The following is a 23,407-nucleotide window of genomic DNA, read 5'->3' on the forward strand; positions in this document are numbered from 1 at the left end:
GGAACCTTAACAGTCAATGAAAACCCCGCACCGTCGGTAGATGATCAATCAGTCTGTGCAGGCGCTACCGCAAAATTTAGTACTGCAGATCTTGGAGATGGTTTTACCTACCAGTGGTATCTGAATGATGTTGCTATCGATGGAGCAACCAATAAGGAATATACCACGGCAGCCTTAACACTGGCTGAAGACGGTGATATTTATAAAGTGATTGTGACCGATAAAAATAACCCGACCAATTGTACTGGAGATGATTTTGGAACCTTGTCTGTAAATGCAAACCCAGTGATTACAACAGAAGAGCCGCAATTAACCTGTCAAGGTGAAAGACCGTCGATCAAGGTAACCTCCGATACAAATGGGCTCGAATTCAGGTTAGTTGTTAAAGGTCAATCTGGCGTCGAGTTTACGGATTATCCAATTGATGGATATGACAATTTGAACTATGATACCTCCTATGTTCTGACTGCGAAATCTAAAACGGGTCCAGCATTCTGTGAGACAGATTATGAATTTACCACACCAGTGGAGTTAGATATTCCATCCAGTGTCACTTTAATGGTGAACAGTCCTACTTGTGACTCCTATGATGGTTCTACATATTTTGGCAATATTCAGATTACGAATCATTTTCCAGGATATATGTACGCCGTGGTAATGCAGTCAACATTTGTTGACATCGAGAGTGTGCCGCCATCAGCATATGCAAACTACGACTCAAGCAGCGGTTTAATTGCGAATATTGGAGTAGGTAATTATTATATCATTGCTAAGAGTCCCGATGAATGCCTGTCGGCAATTGCGCCTGCCATATTGATGACTCCAGATTGCCTAACCTGTGAAACGGCCTTCGCTAAAGATACAGCGAGCGCAGACGGCATGGATAGTTCCTATTGTTTTATTACAGAAAGCCCATTTGATGACAACGTGGATGTTCTTAACAGTGAAAGATGGGGTTGGACCAATGAATACAGTCTGTCAGAATATGTCACCTGGACAGAAAATGAGCCTTTGATTCTTAATCTATATGCAGCAGCAGGTCAATGTGATATATCGAAAGGAGCTCTAGCAGGTTATGTGAAAGTCTACTTTGTTGGAGATCGTGATACAGGTGCTGGATCATTTAAAGTTGAATATATATCTAACGAGAGTGAATTAGGATGGCTTATCGAAGGCGCTCAATTCTATATAGGAGAAGATCCTTACCCAAAGAACGGAAAAGGTAAAAATGCCGATGAGTTTACTGTAGCACCAGGAAAATATCCGTTTACGATAGATACAGATGCAACCAATCACGTACTACTTGACGCTCTCGAATGCGATGGTGTAGATAAAATATATATTATTGCACATGCAGACGTATGTACGGCGAATTCTACTGAATATAAGGAGCAATTATGGACAGAAGCAGAAACTGAGTTCTTTGACATTGGACGTAAGAATAATACTATTGTATATGGTAGTACCTCGAAGGGTGGAAAACCTGAAGCATCATCTACCAGTACTTTCTTGACTGAAACATCAGATCCTCTATTTAGTGTGGCTCCGGTGCCATTCAGAGATGTGCTAAATATCGGATACTTGTTTGACTATACTTCAGATGTGACGATCCAGGTGTTTGATCTTAATGGAAGATTACTCGCAACCTATAAAGATTCTGCGGTAAACTCTACCAGTATATCAAGCTTCAACGTGGATTTCAGAACGAAGTCGAATCAAATCTATATTGTGAGAATGACTACAGATCGTGAAATTTATACTGCCAAGATCATTGCAGCGAAATAATTCTAATAATCGACCAAAAATAGAAAGAGCAGCCAGTTGGCTGCTCTTTTGCTTTATAAAAATTCCGAAGAACTTAGTCCTTAAGTATACTTCTTGAGATCACAATTTTCTGAATTTCAGAAGTTCCTTCGTAAATCTGAGTGATCTTTGCGTCTCTCATTAAACGTTCTACGTGATATTCCTTTACATATCCATTTCCTCCGTGAACCTGAACGGCTTCCACAGTTACATCCATCGCGGTTTTTGAGGCGTGAAGTTTTGCCATGGCACCTGAAAGATCATAGTTTTCTCCCTGATCCTTGTCCCATGCTGCTTTCATAACCAGGTGACGTGCCGCCTCGATTTGAGTATGCATGTCTGCAAGTTTGAAGGCGATCGCCTGGTGATTGCAAATTTCAGTTCCAAAAGCCTTACGTTGCTTAGAGTAATCTTTAGCCAGCTCATAAGCTCCTGCTGCAATTCCAAGTGCCTGAGCTGCAATTCCAATTCTTCCTCCAGAAAGAGTTTTCATCGCAAATTTAAACCCGAAGCCATCTTCGCCAATTCTATTTTCTTTAGGGACCTTTACATCGTTAAAATTCAAAGAATGTGTGTCACTTCCTCTAATTCCTAACTTCTGTTCTTTTGGACCTATTTCAAATCCTTCAAAATCTTTTTCAACGATAAAAGCGTTGATCCCTTTATGTTTTTTCTCCTTATCGGTTTGTGCGATCACTAAATAATAGTCGGCTGAACTACCATTGGTGATCCAGTTTTTAGTACCGTTTAGAATGTAATGATCTCCTTTATCTATTGCTGTAGTTCTTTGTGAAGTTGCATCGCTTCCCGCTTCTGGTTCAGAAAGACAGAACGCTCCCAGTTTTTCACCGGTAGTAAGCTTGGAAAGATATTTCTTTTTCTGCTCTTCACTTCCAAAGGTGTCAAGCCCCCAGCAAACCAAAGAGTTGTTTACAGATACCATGACTGAAGCTGAAGCATCGATCTTGGAAAGTTCTTCCATTGCCAGTACGTATGAAATGGTATCCATTCCACCACCGCCATACTCTGGTGATGCCATCATTCCAAGGAAACCAAGTTCACCCATCTTTTTGATAAGCTCCTTCGGAAATTCCTGCTTCTCATCTCTCTCGATAACACCCGGCAAAAGCTCCTGCTTTGCAAAATCACGGGCGGCATCACGTATCATTATATGTTCTTCGGTAAGTTTAAAATCCATTTGAAAAGAAATTTATAAAAAACTGATTTTTGGTGGGCAAAGATAGCTTTTTGGTATCTATAATTCAATTGATATTAAGTATTTTTACGAATATGAAAAAAAGCGAGTACAGGTTACTTGGAATCATGTCTGGCACCTCTCTGGATGGAATCGATCTCGTTTTTACTGAATTGAACTTCAGCAACGCTACGAGCTTCAAAATCATCTATGCTGAAACTGTTTCTTATTCTGAAGAATGGCAGCAAAGACTGAAGCACTCTTCACGTCTCAAGCCAGCTGAATTGAATGAATTGGACCAGGAATATACTAAATATCTTTCCGAAGTAATTCTGAAGTTTATCGCTAAGTATGATATTGATCTTCTGGATGCGATCTGTAGTCATGGTCATACGGTAAAGCACCGCCCAGACAGGGGTTTGACCTTCCAGATCGGCAATTTACCAAGGCTTTCCAGTTTAACCGGTGTTCCTGTGGTTTGCGATTTTCGCGTGCAGGATGTGGAACTTGGTGGACAGGGCGCTCCGCTGGTTCCTATAGGTGATCGCATTCTATTTAGCGACTATCAGTATTGTATCAATTTAGGAGGTTTTGCTAATATTTCCGAAGAAGTAGAGGGCAGTAGAATCGCTTATGATATATGTGCGGTTAACACCGTGCTGAATCACTATACTCGCAGTATTGGAAAGGATTTTGACGATGATGGAAACCTCGCCAGGACTGGTAAAGTAAATATTGAACTACTCGGCAAACTCAATGCACTCAAGTATTTTCAGCAAATGCCTCCCAAATCTCTGGGTATTGAATGGGTCGATAAATATGTCTTGCCATTAATAGATTCTTACTCCCGGGAAGTCTCAGATATTCTTCGAACTTTTGTGGAGCATATTGCTATGCAGATCGCTGCATGTTTAGAAACTTCTTCAACTTCGGAAATATTGCTGACTGGTGGCGGTGCCTTTAATAGCTTTCTAGTGGAAAGATTGAGGGCACATTCAACGTGTCGATTTATTCTTCCGAAGAAAGAGATCATACATTTTAAAGAGGCTTTGATATTCGCACTTCTTGGCGCGCTAAAATTGAGAGGAGAAATCAATGTGCTGGCATCGGTAACGGGTGCCAAAATGGATCATTCCTCAGGACGTATCTATGAACCCTGAATATTTTATCAAATTCGGAATAGAGCCTGCTTAGTTTTTTATATTTGCTTCAAAATAATCCAAAAATGAAAGAATTACTCAAAGTATACGAGAATAAAGAGCCTGAGATTGTATTTAACTGGAAAGATTCAGAAACAGATGCTGAAGGCTGGACGGTGATCAATTCTCTTCGTGGAGGAGCTGCTGGAGGTGGTACCAGAATGCGTGTGGGACTGGATCAAAATGAAGTGCTTTCGCTGGCAAAAACCATGGAAGTGAAATTTACGGTTTCCGGCCCTCCAATTGGAGGAGCAAAATCGGGAATCAACTTTGACCCGTCAGATCCTCGTAAAAAAGGTGTTCTGGAGCGCTGGTATAAAGCAGTCTCGCCATTACTGAAAAGCTATTATGGAACCGGGGGTGATCTTAATGTCGATGAAATCAATGAAGTTATTCCGATCACAGAAGATTGTGGGGTATGGCATCCGCAGGAAGGTGTTTTCAATGGGCATTTTCAACCTACGGAAGCTGATAAGATCAATAGAATAGGGCAATTAAGACAGGGTGTGATCAAAGTTCTGGAAAACACCAACTTCTCTCCAGATATTAGCAGAAAATATACGGTGGCAGATATGATCACCGGATATGGTGTTGCAGAAGCCGTTCGCCATTTCTATGATATCTATGGTGGTGACATTAAAGGAAAGCGTGCAATCGTGCAGGGGTTTGGGAATGTTGGATCTGCTGCAGCCTATTACCTGTCACAAATGGGTGCGAAGATCGTAGGGATCATCGATAGAGCAGGCGGTCTTATCAATGAAGAAGGATTCAGCTTTGAAGAGATTCAGCAAATGTTCCTGGATAAAGATGGAAACGCGTTGCGCCATGATAAGTTAATTCCTTTTGAAGAAGTGAATGAGAAAGTATGGAAGCTTGATGCAGAGATCTTTGCTCCCTGTGCAGCGTCGAGATTGATTTCCAAGCAGCAGATCAGTGACCTGATCGATACCAAACTTGAAGTGATCTCCTGTGGAGCAAATGTTCCGTTTGCAGATAAAGAGATCTTTTTTGGTCCTATAATGGAATATACCGATGAGCGAGTAAGTCTTATTCCAGATTTTATTTCCAACTGCGGGATGGCCAGAGTCTTCGCGTACTTTATGGAAAGAAGGGTTCAAATGACCGATGAGGCGATCTTTAATGATACGTCCATGACAATCAAGAATGCCATTCAGAATACTTTCAATAACAATAGCAGTAAGACCAATATTAGCAGAACAGCCTTTGAAGTTGCTCTGAAACAGCTTGTTTAAAAGTTTGTGCAAATAATTTGAAAAAGCCCGTGAAAGCGGGCTTTTCTTTATTTAAATTTGATTTACAATTTAAAGCGCGATAGCACGTTACATTACAAAACCCAATTATACATATGCTTAATTTTTTTCAGCAGGACGAGGTGGCAGATGCTGCACAGGCAGCAGAACCGGTCGTAGAGGAGAAGACTCTTTCCTTATTTGATTTGATGTTTAGCGGAGGTCTTGGTGGCCAGATCATCATCATCATTTTATTTATCTTATTATTTGCGGCAGTTTATATCTATTTTGAAAGATTGTTCGCTATCAAAGCGGCCAGCAGGGTGGATAAAAACTTTATGCTCCAGATCAAGGATAGCGTACAAAGTGGTAACATTGAATCTGCAAAAATTCGTTGCGCTCAAAGCGATTCTCCGGTGGCGAGATTGACTGAAAAAGGAATTTCAAGAATTGGGAGTCCGTTGGAAGATATCAATACGGCTATAGAAAACGCAGGAAGACTGGAAGTTTACAAGCTTGAAAAAAATGTAAGTATTCTGGCAACTGTTGCCGGAGCTGCACCTATGATTGGTTTTCTTGGAACCGTAATTGGTATGGTGCTTGCTTTCCATGAACTGGCTACAAGTAGTGGGCAGGCTCAAATGGGTGCGCTTGCAGAAGGTATCTATACTGCAATGACCACAACAGTGGCTGGTCTTATAGTTGGTATTATAGCTTATATTGGCTACAATCACCTGGTGGTAAAGACAGATAAAGTAGTCCACCAGATGGAAGCAACCGCGGTTGATTTTCTTGACCTGTTAAACGAACCGGCTTAATATGAATTTAAGAGGTAGAAATAAAGTAAGTCCGGAATTTAGTATGAGTTCGATGACCGATGTGGTTTTTCTACTCCTCATATTTTTTATGCTAACGTCACCTGTGATCACTCCCGAAGCGCTGGATCTTATCTTGCCTAAGGCAAAGGGTAAGACTACCAGTCAGCAAACACTATCTGTGAGCATCACGAAAGATCTGCAGTTTTATATTAACAGTGAACGTATAAGCAGTAGCGCGCTTGAGTCCACGCTTAAAACGAAACTTGCTGGAGAAGAAAATCCAACGATCATTTTACGGGCAGAGGAGGGTGTTCCCATTGAGAAAGCTGTAAATGTAATGGATATTGCCAATCGTAATAGCTATAAGATCGTCTTAGCAGTAAAACCTGAATAGAGAATGTCGATGCTGGAAACCAAACACGAGAAGAAGTCATTTACCATCACGGTAGTATTACATGTGCTGCTTATTCTTCTGTTGATTTTCTTCGGAATGACGTATCTGGATCCGCCGCCTGAAAACGGGATCGCGATCAATTTTGGTACTTCGGAAGTTGGATCTGGCGACAAACAGCCTACTGAACCGGTAAAGTCTGCACCGAAACAGGCAGCAGCTCAGCCGGTGGAGTCTGAACCGGTGATCGAAAAGGAAGTTGTGACCCAGGAAATTGAAGAAGCTCCGGTGATCGAAAAGAGGAAAAAACAACCTACGCCTGTAAAAACAAAACAACCGGAGCCTCCAAAGGAAGAGCCAAAGCCAGTTAAGAAACCAGAGCCGAAACCAGATAAATCCACTAATGATGCATTGAGTAGTATCTTAAATGGTCCTGAAAGATCTGGAACTGCTACTGGCGGTGAAGGTAACGACAACCAGGCGGGAGACAAGGGGAGTCCAGATGGTGATCCAAATGCCAGTTCTTATTACGGCCAGGGATCAGGGCTGGATGGTGATGGAAATTACAGGCTGGGAGGAAGAAAAGCATTGAATAAGGAAAAATTTGTACAGGACTGCAATGAATCTGGAATTGTAGTGGTGAAGATCGTGGTAGATCAAACGGGTCGTGTTGTAAGTGCTCAGCCTGGGATGAAAGGCACTACCAATAGTGCAGCCTGTTTAACAGGCCCGGCTAAGAGAGCTGCGCTGGCTACCAGGTTCAACAGTGATTCCAATGCACCTTCCAAACAGGTTGGAACCATTATTTATAACTTTAAACTTACCGAATAATTGAAATCCTATCAGGAAACCCTGGAGTGGATGTTTCAGCAATTACCCATGTATCAGCGGGTAGGTAAAAGCGCGTTTAAAAAGGATCTTTCCAATACGCTTAGACTTGCAGAACACCTTGGTCATCCAGAAAATAAATTCCGTAGTATCCACGTTGCCGGAACAAATGGTAAAGGTTCGGTAAGCCATATGCTGGCTTCGGTATTTCAGGAAGCGGGATACAAAACAGGGCTTTATACGTCGCCGCACCTCAAGGATTTCAGAGAGCGAATTAGAATTAATGGTGAGGTGATTTCAGAAGAAGAAGTGGTTGATTTTATTGAAGAGAATCAGGACTTTCTTGAAAGCAACCAACTCAGTTTTTTTGAAATGACCGTGGGAATGGCCTTAGATTATTTTGCAAAAAGCGAAGTGGACATTGCGATCATTGAGACTGGGCTTGGAGGACGTCTGGATTCCACGAATATTATCACTCCCCAATTATCTGTCATCACCAATATTGGTCTGGACCATACTGCATTTCTGGGAACAGATCTGCCCGCAATCGCTTCAGAAAAGGCTGGGATCATTAAAAATTCAGTGCCAGTGGTGATTGGAGAAAAACATGAAGCAACCATGCCTGTTTTTAAGGCAAAAGCTGCTGAGATGAATTCTAGTCTTTACTTTGCTGAAGACTTCCAATTTTCCAGCATTAAATCTGACCTTATAGGAACTTATCAGAAGTACAACAAAGGGACAGCTTTAGCTAGCATAGAAGTGCTTCAAGCTCTGGGGTGGAAGATCGCTTCTGAAGATATAATTGATGGTCTATCTAAAGTACAGAATAATACAGGCTTGAGAGGGAGATGGGAGATCTTAGGCAGCGATCCTAAGATCATTTGTGATACTGCGCATAACGCTGAAGGGCTGAAGCTGGTGTTAGATCAACTTCAGCAGGAAAGTTTCAGTAAATTACACATAGTTCTAGGAGTTGTCAACGACAAAGATCTAAACTCTATTCTGCCCTTATTTCCAAAGCAAGCGAATTATTACTTCGCGAAGCCAGATGTGCCCAGGGGAATGTCTGCTGAAATCCTGCAGAATGAAAGCTTAAAGTTTGGCCTGAGCGGTAGTGCGTATATCTCGATTTCTGAAGCATTTGATGCCGCCCGCCAAAACGCTGAAACCAGGGATCTTATTTATATTGGAGGCAGTAATTTTACCGTTGCTGAAGTTCTATAGACTAATGATAATGCGTTAGTTAACATTTATTTGTATCTTTAGAAGACTCTGTGATAGAGCGCTGCCCTATTTCTGAAATATCCTACAGGCTATTATAACTCCAATCCTACATTGGGCTAACCATTTTACTGTGTTTTAATAACTAAAACTCGACAAAATGAAAAGCACTATTCAATTAAGCATTCTGTTATTCCTGGGCTTTCAGCTTGCAGTATACGCGCAGGAAACTGAAGAGACCGAGCAGTACGAACCGGTTTACATTACGATTACCACAACTCACTGGAGCGACGATCCTGACACACATTTCTCGGGATGGTTAGATACTGAAAAGGAGTATTTCGAAAAGGTTACCAGTAAAAATGACCTTATTCTTAGTTCTGGCGTTTATACGCACTATTTCACTCCAGATAATTCTGAAGTTGTTCTGGTGAATGTGTACAGAACCTGGAACGATATAGAGGAGGCGAACAGCAGAACTGAGGAACTCATTGCTGAAGGCTGGAAGGATGAGGAATCCAGAAAGAAATTTTTTGAAAAGCAGCGATCTTATTATTCTGCAGATCATCGGGATGAGATCTATCAATCCATGCAATTTTCAATACCAGAAACTGTAGATAAAGAAAACCCGAAGATTTATTATGTAAGGACTGCAGATCTAAGTATGAATGGAGAGGGAACACCTGAGAACTTCAAGCAGTATTACGAAAATATCACTAAAAAGAGTAAGAAATTAAAAGGTTACTATACTCACAGGCATCTCTGGGGATCAAATGCTCGTGAAATGAACGAAGTATTTGTATTCGATAAACTCGGTGATATTGAAGAATTCTTTGAAGAGGAACAAGGTCTTGTTAATTCTCATTGGGCAGACGAAGATGAAAGATCAGAGTTTATGGAAGAAATGACTAAGCTGTTCACGGGAAAACATGGGGACTATGTTTACAGAAATGTTCCATCTCTAATGAAATAGGTTACAACTAATTCATAATTAATAAGTTCCAATTCAGGAGTGCTCTATCACAGTTTTTCTTTTGTAATTTCTTTGAATTTGTTTTGTGTAAATCAAAATCTAGTCTATATTTGCATCCGCAATCACGCAAGGGCGCGTAGCTCAGTTGGTTCAGAGCACTTGGTTTACACCCAAGGGGTCAGGGGTTCGAATCCCTTCGCTTAAACAAAGAGAATCAAAAGGTTTTCAGTAATGAAAACCTTTTTTTAGCTTAACTCAGTATAGCTGCTGAGTAGTGAATGCGAAAGTTTATTGTATACCGATATAATCGGGCGCGTAGCTCAGTTGGTTCAGAGCACTTGGTTTACACCCAAGGGGTCAGGGGTTCGAATCCCTTCGCGCCCACTTATAGAAAAGGCTTCCAGATTGGAAGCCTTTTTTTATATAATGTCTTTTTCTATATTTGACTGCATGGGTGATTAGCTCAGTTGGTTCAGAGCACTACCTTGACAGGGTAGGGGTCACTGGTTCGAATCCAGTATCACTCACAAGTATGATTACTTCAATTAAAAAAAGGTTCCTAAGGAACCTTTTTGTTTATTTATTCATATTCTTGCCTTAAGAGAGCAGAGTTATTATCATAATGATAAGCGCTACTATTGTAACCCCTAAAGCCGTTATTAAAAGTTTGTATTGTTTTTTTAGCATGTGCGAAGCTAATCATAAGTAACAGCTATTATTAACCGCTTTGAAATAGATAATGCCTCATAAGACTAAAACTTACAATTTTTAACTTTTTGCAGTATTCGATTTTTCTGCAGGAATCTTTTCAAGTACTCTCTCTAATGCCATGCCTCTGGAGCCTTTAATTAGGAAATAGCAATTATGAAAATTTGTTTCTTCCAGATGCTTTTTCAAAGCTTCCATAGATTTAAATTTAAAAGTGAAACTACTGGAGGTCTCGGTTAGGTTAAAGTTGTCTCCAAGCAGATAAATCTCTGTAAGGTTGCCGTTTTCAGCGTCTGTAACGATGGTTTGATGCTCAACCGGGGCAGCGCTTCCTAATTCAAACATATCGCCCAGAATAGCTATTTTCTGTTTACTGGTTTTTAGTGCTGAAAAGTTTTGTAATGCTGCCTGCATGCTCGTTGGATTAGCGTTGTACGCATCCAGAATAATAGTATTGCTTCCAGCCTCGATCATCTCAGATCTATTGTTATTTGGTGAGTACGCTGCTATCGACTTCTCTATTTCATCAAATGGGACCTTGAAATAAAGTCCTATGCATAATGCGGCGGCCATATTTCTTCCATTGTAATTGCCGGTTAGTTTGCTAATGAAGTCAGTTTGATTATAATGCACACCAGCGTACTTTTCACCGTCCAAATACTTTACCTGAACTTCAGATTCTGGATTTTCTCCAAATGCAAAGGTGTGTTTGTAATTTCTGTGTTTGTGTTGAACTTCGTCATCCAGGTTCAAAAAGATTAATTTTGTTTCTTCCTGTAGATGTCTGTACAGCTCAGTTTTTGCTTTGATTACGCCTTCAAGGCTTCCAAATCCTTCCAGATGTGCCTTTCCAAAATTTGTGATATATCCGTAATCAGGATTTGCAATGCTGCATAAGAATGCAATTTCCTTTGGATGATTAGCACCCATTTCCACAATCCCGAATTCGGTTTGCTGATCCATGGATAGCAAGGTAAGTGGAACACCTATATGATTATTCAGGTTCCCATGCGTGGCGATGGTTTTAAATTTCCTGGAAAGCACAGCATTAATCAATTCTTTTGTGGTGGTTTTACCATTGCTGCCTGTAATCGCCAGAATTGGAAGTCCTAAGTAGTTTCTATGGAACAGCGCTAGCTTCTGTAAAGCTTCCAGTACGTTCTTCACTAATATATACTGCTCGCTGGACTCCGCTACTAACTTGTCATCTACTACCGCATATCGCGCACCGGCGGCAAGTGCATCTGCTGCAAATAAATTTCCGTCAAAATTTGCGCCTTTCAGGGCGAAAAACATGGATCCATGTTGAATTTTTCTGGTATCTGTACTTGCTCCACTGCATAGTAGGAAGCGCTGGTGTAGTCTGGCTGTATTCATAAAATAAAGCTATAAAAAAAGCCCTAAACAGGTTAGGGCTTTAAGGTTAATTTATGTTTGCTATGCTAGTTGCTTCTGGCAGTCTTATTGTTGTCAAGCGACTTGGAACCAACTCTGGACATCGCATTTCTAAAACCAATATAGTCTGTTGCCATATCCTGCGGGAAATATCTTCTTTGTGCTGGATCTAACCAGTAAGCACGATCTCTCCAGCTACCACCTTTGTACACTCTAACTTCGTCGCTTACAAGGGTAGTTCTCTTTTCAGTATCATAACCTCTCTTGGATAGGGATGCATCAGAGCTACTGTCGGCATAAGTGAAGTTGTCATATTTCGGAGAATTATACATTCTCTTGTTTGGATCTTCATCATCCTGCTGAAAAGCCTGATAATATCTACTTGAACTCTTGTCACCATCACGAAAGTTTCTCTGGTCACTATCCGTAAAGTTAGTTCTCATATAAGTGTCTTCTTCAGTAACCGCTACCTGAGCAATTTCCCCGGGAAGATTTCTTGCAACCAGTTTTCCATTGCTTAAAGTGTCGTATACCACATCATCTGTCCCAACCACTTTTACTGAGCCATCTTCATTGATAGCATGTTTGGTGTAAACGTTACCACGATAGTAGTTGAAGTCATTAAATTCATCATCCACTATAGGTCTGTAAACATCTGCCACCCATTCTGAAACGTTCCCGGCCATATCGTAAAGACCAAAATCGTTGGGTTCGTAAGATTTAACTTCAGCAGTAATATCAGCTCCATCATCGCTCCATCCGGCGATTCCACCATAGTCACCATCACCTTGCTTAAAGTTAGCCAGCTGATCTCCCATTTTCTTTACATCACCATTTCTGGTATACTGTCCATCCCACGGGTATTTCTTTCTTCCACGATAAGTGTTGTAACTTCTAATGCCTGTAAGACCCAGGGCTGCGTATTCCCATTCTGCTTCAGTTGGAAGCCTGTATTCGGGATATATCAAACCACTTTCACGGCCCGGATATACCTTTTTAATAGGGTTTCCTGCTTCGTTGGTTTCAGAAAGTCTGTCCTGGGATTTGTCTCCACCCTGGCTAATTTCAGTATTACCTCCATAAGCCTTGCTTGGTGAATGAATGTAAGTATCGGTATTAAAGGTAGAACCTGCAGCTACATCTGTATATCTTGCACCTTCCTTAATAAAGCCTTCTTTCTCAAGATTACTTTCATTTACACGATCTGTTCTCCATTTACTAAATTCTACCGCCTGTATCCAGCTAACTCCCACTACAGGATACTCAGCGTAAGCGGGATGACGAAGATAGTTTGTAACCATGGTTTCGTTGTATCCCAAACGGTTTCTCCATACCAGTGTATCTGGCAGAGCGCCAGTATAAATATTTCTGTAGTTCTCTTCACTTGGTGGGAAGACCTTTCTTAGCCAATCGAGATATTCAAGGTACATTTTATTAGTCACCTCGGTTTCATCCATATAAAATGATTGCACGTGCTGCTGAGTTGGAGTATTGTTCCAGTCATGCATCGGGTCGTCTGCAACACGTCCCATAGTGTAGGTTCCTCCTTCAACAAATACAAGTCCCGGTGCAGCTTCCTGCTCCTTGTAATCTGTATTGTACTGGAAGCCACCTTCGTCAGAATTGATATCCCAACCGGTTGCTCTAGAGGTGTTTTTGTAATTGTTCGACTTATTACAGCTTAGTAAGCTTACGCCACAAACCACAGTAATTACGGCTTTTAAAGCTACATTCAATTTCATAGTATTCCCTTCTTAAATGATAGAAAATTAGGCTTTGCAATATACTAATTAACGATAAATGTACAAGATTATTTTGTTAATTCTAAAAGCGTCACAGATCCCATAACTGCTTGATATACTTGCTGGTATAAGTTGTTTATAGATGCTTAATTTTTAGATTGTTAGCTTTTAATTGAACTGTGCACCAGTAAATGTCTATCGGGTTTTGATAGTGCGGGTAGAAACCACAAGTTGTTTAGGTATTGCAAAACTCATCATATGTACAATAATTTATTGTATTTTGAGTTATAACTGTTTAAGATCTAGTGGTCTTATAATATCCTCAGTTTAACCCTTAACTAAGGCATTTTAGCTAAATGAAGCTTTCTTAACAGGAATATTACTATATATTTGTTTATCATTCATTCATAACCAACAATGAAAAAAACTACAATCTTGTTGATCGCGACAATTTTCCTTGTCGACTTTTCAATTTTTGCACAGGAGGATAGTGGCGATCGTGTGATAACTACAGCCGTTCCCTTTTTGCTTGTAGCGGCAGATGCCAGGGCTGCAGGGATGGGAGATCAGGGGGTTGCTACCTCTCCAGATGTTTTTTCGCAGCAATGGAATCCTGCAAAATATGCTTTTGCAACCAGTGAAAACGGGGTCTCAGTCTCTTATACACCTTATCTAAGCGAGATAGTGAATGATATTTTCCTGGGAAGTCTAAACTATTTTCATAAAATTGATGATAGAAGTGCGGCGGCCGCTTCATTAAGGTATTTCAGTCTTGGTTCCATCGAAACCCGGGAAATTTTTGAACAGGCGCCAATCCTGGTGAATCCAAACGAACTGACTTTCGATGTTTCCTATTCCTTAAAATTGAGCGATTTCATATCCATGGCCGTTGCAGGTCGTTATTTAAGATCTGATCTTGGTTTACAGGATAACGAGGATCTTGGAGCAGCCTCTACCTTTGGGGTGGATGTAGCAGCTTATTATCAGAGTGCTAATCTAACTTTTGGAGGTTTTGACGGGCAATGGAGATTAGGTGCTAATATCGCCAATATTGGACCTAAAATGAAATATGATGATGCAGGTCAGGAAAACTTTATCCCAACTAACCTAAAGCTTGGAGGTGGTTTTGATTTTATCTTTGATGTGGACAATAAGCTCGGGACTTACGTGGAATTCAATAAACTTTTAGTGCCAACACCACAGGATTTTAATGGAGATGGTCAGATTACTGCGGAAGATGATTTGATTTACAATGAAACCAGTTCTATAGGTGGTATTTTCGAATCATTTGGAGATGCCCCAGATGGCTTTTCGGAAGAGCTGAAAGAAGTGACAGTAGCGGTGGGTGCAGAATATTGGTATCAGGAAAAATTTGCTTTGAGAGCAGGTTACTTTAATGAAAGTGATCAAAAAGGTTTTAGAAAATTCTTTTCCCTTGGAGCCGGGTTCGCTTATGAGTCTGTAGTGATTGATGCTTCTTATCTGTTCTCAACTTCCACCGTGCCCAGTCCACTGGAAGGAACTCTTAGATTTGGTTTGAGTTATAACTTTGGCGAAACTTTCAATAATTAAACAAAATATTTTCAATTATCTGCAAATCGGGGGTCCCATGGATTTCCGATTTTGTTGTCTTTAATAAGCACTGATGAAAAAATTAGAAATTACTACAAGTCTCGAAATTTACGATTCTATTCAGGAGCTTTCCGTAGAGCTGCAGGACCTCATGAAGCAGGCTGTAGAAGTAAGAGAGAAAGCCTATGCACCATACTCGCAATTTAAGGTAGGTGCCGCAATTCTACTGGATAATGGAGAGGTTGTAGTAGGTAGCAACCAGGAAAATGCTTCCTATCCTTCAGGTCTTTGTGCTGAAAGAACCGCGGTGTATTATGCCGGGGCGAAATTCCCGGAATCGAGGATACTTAAGATCGCCATCACGGCACGTTCCATGAATCAGGAAATAAGTACACCTGTGCCTCCCTGCGGTGCTTGCAGACAGGCGCTTGTAGAGTATGAAGTGAAGCAAAAGGAACCTATTGAGCTATTTTTCATGGGTGAAACCGGAGAAGTGATGAAAGCAGCATCGGTAGCCGAGATTCTTCCTTTGGTTTTTGACAGTGATTGTCTATAAGGTTTTCGTAATTTTTTGCTTTAAAACTGTTTTCGTTTCTTGCTGAAAATAGTATTTTTGTTATCCGCTCGGCAAAACCAATCTGTCTGGCCTTTTAAATATAAATTTTAGATGAAGAAAATTACAAAAGCCACATACTTAAAGTGGTACGAGGATATGTTGTTCTGGCGTAAATTTGAGGACAAGCTTGCGCAGGTTTATATTCAACAGAAAGTTAGAGGTTTTTTACATTTATATAACGGGCAGGAAGCAATTTTAGCCGGAGCACTACATGCGATGGATCTAGAGAAAGATCGTATGATCACTGCTTACCGAAATCACGTTCAGCCAATAGGTATGGGTGTGGACCCAAAAAAGGTAATGGCAGAGCTTTACGGTAAGAAAACAGGAACATCTATGGGGCTTGGAGGTTCTATGCATATTTTTGCTAAAGAACATAGATTTTACGGAGGTCACGGAATCGTTGGAGGTCAAATTCCTCTGGGAGCCGGTCTGGCCTTTGCAGATAAATATCATAAGCGTGATAACGTAACCCTTACTTTTATGGGTGATGGAGCAGTAAGACAGGGTTCTCTACATGAAACTCTAAACATGGCCGTAAACTGGAATCTTCCGGTAGTATTCTGTGTTGAGAATAATGGTTATGCGATGGGTACATCTGTAGCCAGAACTTCAAAAGATACTGAAATCTGGAAGCTGGGTAATGGCTATGAAATGCCGTGTGGACCTGTAGATGCTATGGATCCTGTAAAAGTAGCCGAGGCACTGGACGAGGCAATTACCAGGGCTCGTAAAGGTGACGGTCCAACTTTCCTTGAATTGAAAACGTATCGATACAGAGGTCACTCCATGAGTGATGCTCAAAAGTACAGAACCAAGGATGAGGTGGCAGATTATCAAAAACTTGACCCTATCACGAAGGTTAAGAAGATCATTAAAGATAAGAAATACGCATCAGACAAGGAGATCAAGGAAATTGACAAGCGCGTGAAAGAAAGAGTGGCGGAGTGTGAGAAATTCGCAGATGAGTCAGATTTCCCAGACAAGAACATCATGTACGATGTAGTTTACGAACAGGAAGATTATCCATTTCTAGCACATAAATTAGACTAAAGTATGGCAGAAGTAATCAAAATGCCACGTTTGAGCGATACCATGGAAGAAGGTACCGTTGCAAAGTGGTTAAAGCAAAAAGGAGATAAGGTCGAAGAAGGTGATATTCTAGCTGAAATCGAAACCGATAAAGCGACCATGGAGTTTGAGTCTTTCTATGAAGGTACTTTACTGCATATAGGTGTTGAAGAAGGAGATGGTGCTCCCGTTGATGAGCTTCTGGCAATCATTGGCGAGGAAGGAGAAGATATTTCAGATCTTATCGAAGGTGGTGGATCTTCAGATTCTTCGGATGATAAAGAAGAAGCAAAAGATTCTTCAGATGATGATTCCGAAGAAAAGAAAGAAGATAAAGAAGAGAGCTCGTCTGATTCTAATGAGGACTCTTCTGAAGATTCTGATTCTTCCGGAAGTATACCTGAAGGTGTTGAGGTGGTGAAAATGCCACGATTGAGTGACACTATGGAAGAAGGAACTGTTGCAGCCTGGCTGATACAGGAAGGTGATAAAGTAGAAGAGGGCGATATTCTTGCTGAAATCGAAACCGATAAGGCAACCATGGAATTCGAATCTTTTTATGAAGGAACACTTCTGAAGATTGGTATCCAGGAAGGTGAATCTGCTAAAGTAGATAGTTTACTGGCTATTATTGGGCCTGAAGGAACCGATATTTCCGGAATTGATGGTTCTACAGATACTTCTGCTAAGAAGAAATCCAAGGACTCTTCCGAAGACAAGGAAAAAGATACTTCGAAAGATTCAGATAAGCAGGACAAGGAAGAAAAATCCAGTGCTTCATCTTCATCGAGCGACGGAAAGCGAATCTTCGCTTCGCCGCTTGCCAAAAAAATGGCCGAAGACAAAGGAATTGATCTTGCAGATGTAGATGGTTCTGGAGAGAACGGTAGAATCGTTAAGAAAGATATCGAAAACTTTAAAGGAGCAGAGAAGAAAGATGCTGCTGCAGAAGCCAAATCAGATTCTGCCAAAGAGACTACTGCTTCAGTACAACCTTACACTCCAGCGGGCGAAGAAAGCTATGAAGAGCGTAAAAACTCTCCAATGCGTAAGACGATTGCCAAGAGACTTGGTGAATCTAAATTTACAGCGCCACACTACTATTTAACCATAGAGGTAGACATGGCGAATGCGATGGCTTCACGTAAGCATATCAATGAAATGCCTGATGTTAAGGTGTCTTTCAATGATATGGTGATCAAAGCTTCGGCAATGGCGTTAAGAAAGCATCCGCAGGTGAACAGCCAGTGGACAGGTGATACGATGAAAATTGCCAAGCATATCCATATGGGTGTTGCTGTAGCTGTTGATGAAGGATTGGTTGTTCCGGTATTGAAGTTCGCTGATCAAATGTCGCTGACTCAAATTGGTGGGAATGTAAAGGATCTTGCTGGAAAAGCCAGAAACAAGAAGATACAGCCGGCAGAAATGGAAGGAAGTACTTTTACGGTTTCTAATCTTGGAATGTTCGGGATTGTGGAATTTACAAGTATCATCAACCAGCCAAACTCGGCAATTCTTTCAGTAGGAACTATTGTAGAGAAGCCTGTAGTTAGAAATGGTGAGATCGTGGTTGGGAATACCATGAAACTTACCCTTGCCTGTGATCACCGTACTGTAGATGGAGCAACAGGAGCACAGTTCCTGCAAACTCTAAAAACATATATGGAAAATCCGGTTACGATGCTGGCATAAGTTCAGCCGTCATAAGTATATTTGAATCCCGCAGAATTGCGGGATTTTTTTATCTTTAACTTTATGAGAAACACTATATATAAAGGTAAAATAATTGGTTTGACCCTAACAGTTGCAGGATTGTTGTCCTGTAATGCTCAAACTACAGAAAATGCAATTGATAGCAAGGAGGTTGCGGAACATCTGGAATACTTAAGTTCAGATGATCTATTAGGGAGAAAGACCGGAACGGCAGGAATCGAACATGCTGCCAGCTTTATTGAGCAAGAATTTAAGAACGCCGGTATCAAACCTTATTTTGAAACCTACCGGGACAGTTTCCAGGTCAAAAATACTGATGGGTTTAACATTGTTGGATATCTGGAAGGAAGCGATGAAAAATTAAAGAATGAGTTTATTGTCATTGGCGCCCACTACGATCACATTGGTGAAGGAAAGTCAGTAGATGGAGATGAGATTGCTAACGGAGCCAACGATAATGCAGCGGGAACAGTCGCAGTTCTGGCGCTGGCAAAAGAATTTGCAAAGCTTCAGGATAATAAAAGAAGTATACTGTTTGCCTTATTTTCTGCGGAAGAAATGGGGTTGGTAGGATCAAAACATTTAGCTAAGAGATTGAAATCTGAAGAGCTTGATCTTTATGTCATGTTCAATATTGAAATGATTGGAGTTCCAATGAAAGCCAAGGATTACCAGGCCTATCTTACAGGTTTCGAGAAATCCAATCTCGCTGAAAAGTTCAACGAATACAGTAACGGCGAGAAGGTACTTGGTTTTCTTCCACAGGCACAACAAATGAGTCTTTTTAAAAGAAGTGACAATTATCCTTTCTTTGAAATTTTTAAGGTGCCGGCGCAAACTGTTTCTACTTTCGATTTCTCCAATTACAATTATTACCACCATGTAGATGATGAAGCTGAAAACCTTGATCCTCAATTTATGTCTGAGCTTATCAGCGCATTGATCCCAGGACTTACCAAAATGGCAAATTCTGAAGAGAAAGAAATTAAAATGACGAGTGATGAGTAAAGTTGTAATTACCGGAACCAGTCGTGGAATTGGATTTGAAATGGTAAAGATACTGGCAGAACAGGGTCACGAAGTACTGGCGCTGTCCAGAAATGCTGAACCGGTAAAATCATTGCATCTAGAAAAGGTTCACGCCATCGGTTTTGATATCACCAGTATTTCTGATATAGAAAGAGTTCAACAGTGGATTGCTGAAAACTGGAACTCTAAGCTTAATATACTCATCAACAATGCAGGTTCGCTATTAAATAAACCTTTTGCAGAATCTACGATGCAAGATTTTTCAGAAGTTTATAAAGTGAATGTGATTGGAGTGGCAGAACTTACCCGCCAGTTGCTGCCTTTCATGGATAACAAAGGACATGTGGTGAATGTAAGTAGTATGGGTGGAATACAGGGAAGTATGAAGTTTCCGGGACTTGCCGCTTACAGTTCCAGCAAAGGAGCCTTGATAACGCTCACCGAGTTACTTGCTGAAGAATATAAAGAGAACGGCCCGGCCTTTAACGTACTTGCACTGGGCGCTGTTCAAACAGAAATGCTTGAAGAAGCTTTTCCAGGATATGAAGCCCCGGTTTCTGCGGAAAAAATGGCTGCCTATATTTCAGAATTTAGTCAGAATGGCCAGCAGTTCTATAATGGTAAAATCATGCAGGTTTCAAACAGTACTCCCTAGTTTATGAAGGAAATTCTTTTGAAATATCTTCCGGCGACAGCGGTGGAACCTATCTCTGAAATGATTCGGTTGCATTCAGTTCATTTGAAGATCGTAAACGAAAGAGTAACCAGGCACGGTGATTACCGTAGAATGCCAGATGGCTCCCAGCAGATCACGGTTAATTCCAATCTAAATAAGTACAGGTTTCTCATAACAACCGTGCATGAGATCGCACATCTGGTAGCTTTTGAGAAATATGGCAGAAATATCAAGCCACACGGGCAGGAATGGAAACACTGTTTTAGAAGTTTGATGTTGCCTTTTATAAGACCAGAGGTTTTTCCTGGTGCCCTATTACCGGTGATAGCAAATCACTTCAGAAACCCGAAGGCATCAAGCGATACAGATGCGCATCTTTCGGTCGCATTGAAAAGTTATGATCCGGAAAATGATAAGAACTACGTCTTTGAGATCCCTTCAGGAAGTATTTTCAGAATTCATAACGGGAAAACATTTAAGAAGGGCGCTAGAAAAGTAAAAAGATTTGAATGTCTGGAAATTGATACCGGACGCATATATTTGTTTCAACCCAACGCTGAAGTACAGTTGCTAAAAGTCTAGATATGAATGGAACCAAGAAAGATAATTATTACGCTATTCTTATGGCCGGAGGTGTTGGTTCCAGGTTCTGGCCTGCCAGCAAGCGATCTACTCCCAAGCAATTCCTGGATATATTAGCTGTAGGTGAAACCTTATTTCAAACAACTTTTAAAAGACTTTCGAGGTTAATCCCCCAGGAAAATATTTACGTGCTCACAAATGAAGATTATGTAGAGACCATCAAAGCACAGATCTCCTCGATCCAGGATGAACAGATCGTTGCAGAGCCGGTCATGAGAAATACTGCGCCAAGTATTCTGCTTGGTTCTATGAAGATCTACCAGAGAGACCCAAAAGCCAGTATCGTGGTGGCGCCAAGCGATCACTGGATCAAAGAGGAAGAAGATTTTATCAAAGCGCTGGAAATTGCTTTTACTGAAGTTGAAGACAGTGATAAGTTAATTACTCTCGGGATTAAACCCAACAGCCCAAATACAGGTTATGGGTATATTGAATATGATAAAGATGAAGTTGCGGAGGTTAAGCCTGTGATTAAATTCACAGAAAAACCAAATGAGAAAAAGGCACAGGAATTTCTTGATGCAGGAAATTATGCCTGGAATGCCGGTATTTTTATCTGGCGGGCAGAGATGATCATTGAAAATTTCAAGATACATTTACATGAAATGTATGAACTGTTCGCAAAGGCGAATAAGCTTTTAAATACTGCGGAAGAAAGGCAGTTTATCAAAAATAATTATCATCTGGCAGCAAATATCTCGATTGATTACGGGATCATGGAAAAGTCTGAAAACGTTTATATGATCCCAGCTCGTTTTGACTGGAATGACCTGGGAACCTGGTCATCTGTTCAGGCTGAACTCCCGGCAGATCAGGATGGTAATACTCTAATGAAGGCTCGTGTACTTTCTAAAGACTCGAAAAACAATATTATTTCTACCTCCGGGAATAAACTGGTGGTGGTGCAGGGACTGGAAGACTATATAATCGTTGAAGACAAGGATGTACTTATGATTGTGCCTAAAGCGAACGAACAGGATATCAAAGAATGGCGTAAATCTGTAATGGATAAATTTGGTGAAGAATTAGGTTAAGATGGAAGAACAACAAGCTTCGAATAAAGAGCCGAAAGAGAAGGTTTCAGAAAACCTGAGTAAGGACGCCAAGCAAATAAGCAGCCAGGCCAGAAACTTCCTGAGCCGATTGCTGGATATTCGTCCAGATACCGATAGAGAATCTACTGTAGAGGCGGTACAGAAAGATATTTCCTTTAAAGGACATAACGCCTGGATTCTTATATTTTCAATTTTCGTAGCCTCCATTGGTCTCAATGTAAGTAGTACGGCTGTTGTTATAGGAGCCATGCTTATTTCCCCATTAATGGGTCCAATCGTTGGTATTGGGATGGCAGTTGCCATCAATGATGTAGATACCTTGAGACGTTCATTTGTCAACCTTGGAATCATGGTAGGTCTTAGTGTGCTTACTGCAACGGTCTACTTTTTTATATCCCCGGTAAAGAATGAAACTCCAGAGCTTGTGGCCAGGACATATCCAACCATTCTGGATGTTCTGGTAGCGATTTTTGGCGGTCTGGCTTTGATAGTGGCGAAGACAAAAAGGGGAACTATTGCCAGTGTAATCCTTGGAGTTGCCATTGCAACCGCTTTAATGCCGCCTTTATGTACGGTAGGTTATGGTATTGCCAATGCAAAATGGGAATATGCACTTGGTGCAATATACTTGTTTTCTATTAACGCGGTTTTTATCGCCTTATCAACCTTCGTAGTAGCGAAATTACTTGGTTTCCCGCTGGTGCGCTATGCGAATAGTAAACGAAGAAAAAGAATCGCGCAAATCGCCTCTACGATTGCAATCATTGTGATGATCCCCAGTGTGGTTTTATTCGTAAAACTTCTGAGAGAACAGGTTTATCATAGTAAAGCAGAGGAATTCATTACTAACAATTTGAGATATAATGGCGCTGAAATCATTAAAAATACGAGTGATTTTAAAGAAAAGGCAATCGACATCTATTTTATAGGAAATCCTGTTCCAAATGCAACAATAGAAACCTGGAAAAGCCAGATGAGGGAGATTGAAGCACTGGCAGATGCAGAGCTAATAGTTCACCAGGGAGCAGATCAATCTCAGGATATGGATATGCTGTCTAGTCAGCTACGAAGTGGGATTTTAGAAGATCTGTATGTTAAGAATCAGGAGGTGATGGCTAACAAGGATAAAAGAATCGAACTTCTTGAAAAAGAGTTGTCTAAATATCGAGGAGATAAATTCAGTTTTACTGAATTGAGCAAAGAAGCGAGGATCAATTATGAAGATATTGCAGAAATTGGATATTCTAATCTAATTACGACCAATTTTGAAAAGACTGATACGGTTCCAACCTTTACGGTAACCTGGAAAAGCGATCTGCGTAGCGATCAATTAAAAATTCAGCAGGAAAAATTTGGGGAATGGATGAAGGTGAGACTGAAGTTAGACACTTTGGCTATTAAGAATGTTCGCTAATTAAAGCTGGGGCATTCCATTCAAAATAAAGAAGAGCTTCTTTTTTAGTTTTGGCATTAGACATCTTTTTGAACAGTGCCTGCACGATTCTAC

The 23,407-nt window shown here is 40.8% G+C and carries 20 protein-coding genes and 3 tRNA genes; 20 read left to right on the forward strand and 3 right to left on the reverse strand.

Translation table 11 applies throughout. The annotated features are described in order from the left end of the window. Positions 1 to 1,785: T9SS type A sorting domain-containing protein (locus tag G529_RS0108330; RefSeq protein WP_026915092.1), on the forward strand; the 1,785-nt coding region annotated here is incomplete at its 5' end. Between the two features lie 73 nt (positions 1,786 to 1,858). On the opposite strand, the gene G529_RS0108335 is transcribed toward G529_RS0108330, so the two are convergent. Next, complete coding sequence (locus G529_RS0108335; RefSeq protein ID WP_026915093.1) at positions 1,859 to 3,001, reverse strand: acyl-CoA dehydrogenase; 1,143 nt, start codon at positions 2,999 to 3,001, stop codon at positions 1,859 to 1,861. Positions 3,002 to 3,093: 92 nt separating this feature from the next. Between G529_RS0108335 and G529_RS0108340 the strand changes: the two genes are divergently transcribed. From G529_RS0108340 to G529_RS0108385, 10 genes are all read left to right on the forward strand, one after another. Beyond that, on the forward strand, positions 3,094 to 4,158 hold the full coding sequence (locus G529_RS0108340) for an anhydro-N-acetylmuramic acid kinase (protein WP_026915094.1): 1,065 nt from the start codon (positions 3,094 to 3,096) through the stop codon (positions 4,156 to 4,158). A 65-nt stretch (positions 4,159 to 4,223) separates the two neighbouring features. After that, positions 4,224 to 5,450, forward strand: a complete 1,227-nt coding sequence (locus G529_RS0108345) for a Glu/Leu/Phe/Val dehydrogenase dimerization domain-containing protein (protein ID WP_026915095.1) — start codon at positions 4,224 to 4,226, stop codon at positions 5,448 to 5,450. Positions 5,451 to 5,563: 113 nt separating this feature from the next. Then, positions 5,564 to 6,265 (forward strand): MotA/TolQ/ExbB proton channel family protein, encoded by a 702-nt coding sequence (locus G529_RS0108350; protein ID WP_026915096.1) that lies wholly within the window; start codon positions 5,564 to 5,566, stop codon positions 6,263 to 6,265. 1 nt (position 6,266) lies between these two features. After that, positions 6,267 to 6,659 (forward strand): ExbD/TolR family protein, encoded by a 393-nt coding sequence (locus G529_RS0108355; protein ID WP_026915097.1) that lies wholly within the window; start codon positions 6,267 to 6,269, stop codon positions 6,657 to 6,659. Positions 6,660 to 6,662: 3 nt separating this feature from the next. Beyond that, positions 6,663 to 7,487, forward strand: coding sequence for a hypothetical protein (locus G529_RS0108360; protein ID WP_026915098.1), 825 nt, complete (start codon positions 6,663 to 6,665; stop codon positions 7,485 to 7,487). Beyond that, positions 7,488 to 8,708, forward strand: a complete 1,221-nt coding sequence (locus tag G529_RS0108365; protein WP_026915099.1) for a bifunctional folylpolyglutamate synthase/dihydrofolate synthase — start codon at positions 7,488 to 7,490, stop codon at positions 8,706 to 8,708. Between the two features lie 157 nt (positions 8,709 to 8,865). Continuing rightward, positions 8,866 to 9,678: a hypothetical protein gene (locus G529_RS0108370; RefSeq protein WP_026915100.1), complete on the forward strand. Its 813-nt coding sequence runs from the start codon at positions 8,866 to 8,868 to the stop codon at positions 9,676 to 9,678. 128 nt (positions 9,679 to 9,806) lie between these two features. Further along, positions 9,807 to 9,880, forward strand: a tRNA-Val gene (locus tag G529_RS0108375). Positions 9,881 to 9,987: 107 nt separating this feature from the next. After that, positions 9,988 to 10,062: transfer RNA gene (locus G529_RS0108380), tRNA-Val, on the forward strand. A 68-nt stretch (positions 10,063 to 10,130) separates the two neighbouring features. Beyond that, positions 10,131 to 10,205: transfer RNA gene (locus G529_RS0108385), tRNA-Val, on the forward strand. Positions 10,206 to 10,446: 241 nt separating this feature from the next. Here G529_RS0108385 and G529_RS0108390 read toward each other — a convergent pair. Then, positions 10,447 to 11,763, reverse strand: a complete 1,317-nt coding sequence (locus tag G529_RS0108390) for a UDP-N-acetylmuramoyl-tripeptide--D-alanyl-D-alanine ligase (RefSeq protein WP_026915101.1) — start codon at positions 11,761 to 11,763, stop codon at positions 10,447 to 10,449. A 65-nt stretch (positions 11,764 to 11,828) separates the two neighbouring features. Beyond that, positions 11,829 to 13,523, reverse strand: coding sequence for a gliding motility lipoprotein GldJ (gene gldJ / locus G529_RS0108395; RefSeq protein ID WP_026915102.1), 1,695 nt, complete (start codon positions 13,521 to 13,523; stop codon positions 11,829 to 11,831). 417 nt (positions 13,524 to 13,940) lie between these two features. Here gldJ and porV point away from each other — a divergent pair, with 417 nt between their 5' ends. From porV to G529_RS0108440, 9 genes are all read left to right on the forward strand, one after another. After that, positions 13,941 to 15,095, forward strand: coding sequence for a type IX secretion system outer membrane channel protein PorV (porV, locus tag G529_RS0108400; protein WP_026915103.1), 1,155 nt, complete (start codon positions 13,941 to 13,943; stop codon positions 15,093 to 15,095). A 73-nt stretch (positions 15,096 to 15,168) separates the two neighbouring features. Then, the gene (gene cdd / locus G529_RS0108405) at positions 15,169 to 15,651 is read left to right on the forward strand and encodes a cytidine deaminase (RefSeq protein WP_026915104.1); all 483 of its coding nucleotides are present in this window, start codon (positions 15,169 to 15,171) and stop codon (positions 15,649 to 15,651) included. A 111-nt stretch (positions 15,652 to 15,762) separates the two neighbouring features. After that, complete coding sequence (pdhA, locus tag G529_RS0108410; protein WP_026915105.1) at positions 15,763 to 16,764, forward strand: pyruvate dehydrogenase (acetyl-transferring) E1 component subunit alpha; 1,002 nt, start codon at positions 15,763 to 15,765, stop codon at positions 16,762 to 16,764. Between the two features lie 3 nt (positions 16,765 to 16,767). Continuing rightward, positions 16,768 to 18,477 (forward strand): pyruvate dehydrogenase complex dihydrolipoamide acetyltransferase, encoded by a 1,710-nt coding sequence (locus G529_RS0108415; protein ID WP_026915106.1) that lies wholly within the window; start codon positions 16,768 to 16,770, stop codon positions 18,475 to 18,477. 63 nt (positions 18,478 to 18,540) lie between these two features. Continuing rightward, positions 18,541 to 19,506, forward strand: coding sequence for a M28 family metallopeptidase (locus G529_RS0108420; protein WP_035695873.1), 966 nt, complete (start codon positions 18,541 to 18,543; stop codon positions 19,504 to 19,506). Further along, a complete protein-coding gene (locus G529_RS0108425) occupies positions 19,499 to 20,182 on the forward strand; it encodes an SDR family NAD(P)-dependent oxidoreductase (RefSeq protein ID WP_026915108.1) in 684 nt (227 codons plus the stop codon). Before G529_RS0108420 ends, G529_RS0108425 begins: the two co-directional genes overlap by 8 nt. 3 nt (positions 20,183 to 20,185) lie before the next feature. Then, positions 20,186 to 20,785, forward strand: coding sequence for a SprT-like domain-containing protein (locus G529_RS0108430; protein ID WP_026915109.1), 600 nt, complete (start codon positions 20,186 to 20,188; stop codon positions 20,783 to 20,785). Positions 20,786 to 20,787: 2 nt separating this feature from the next. Next, positions 20,788 to 21,879, forward strand: coding sequence for a mannose-1-phosphate guanylyltransferase (locus G529_RS0108435; RefSeq protein WP_026915110.1), 1,092 nt, complete (start codon positions 20,788 to 20,790; stop codon positions 21,877 to 21,879). 1 nt (position 21,880) lies between these two features. After that, complete coding sequence (locus tag G529_RS0108440) at positions 21,881 to 23,314, forward strand: DUF389 domain-containing protein (protein ID WP_026915111.1); 1,434 nt, start codon at positions 21,881 to 21,883, stop codon at positions 23,312 to 23,314. Positions 23,315 to 23,407: the final 93 nt, after the last annotated feature.

Source organism: Christiangramia portivictoriae DSM 23547 (assembly GCF_000423045.1).
Classification (GTDB): domain Bacteria; phylum Bacteroidota; class Bacteroidia; order Flavobacteriales; family Flavobacteriaceae; genus Christiangramia; species Christiangramia portivictoriae.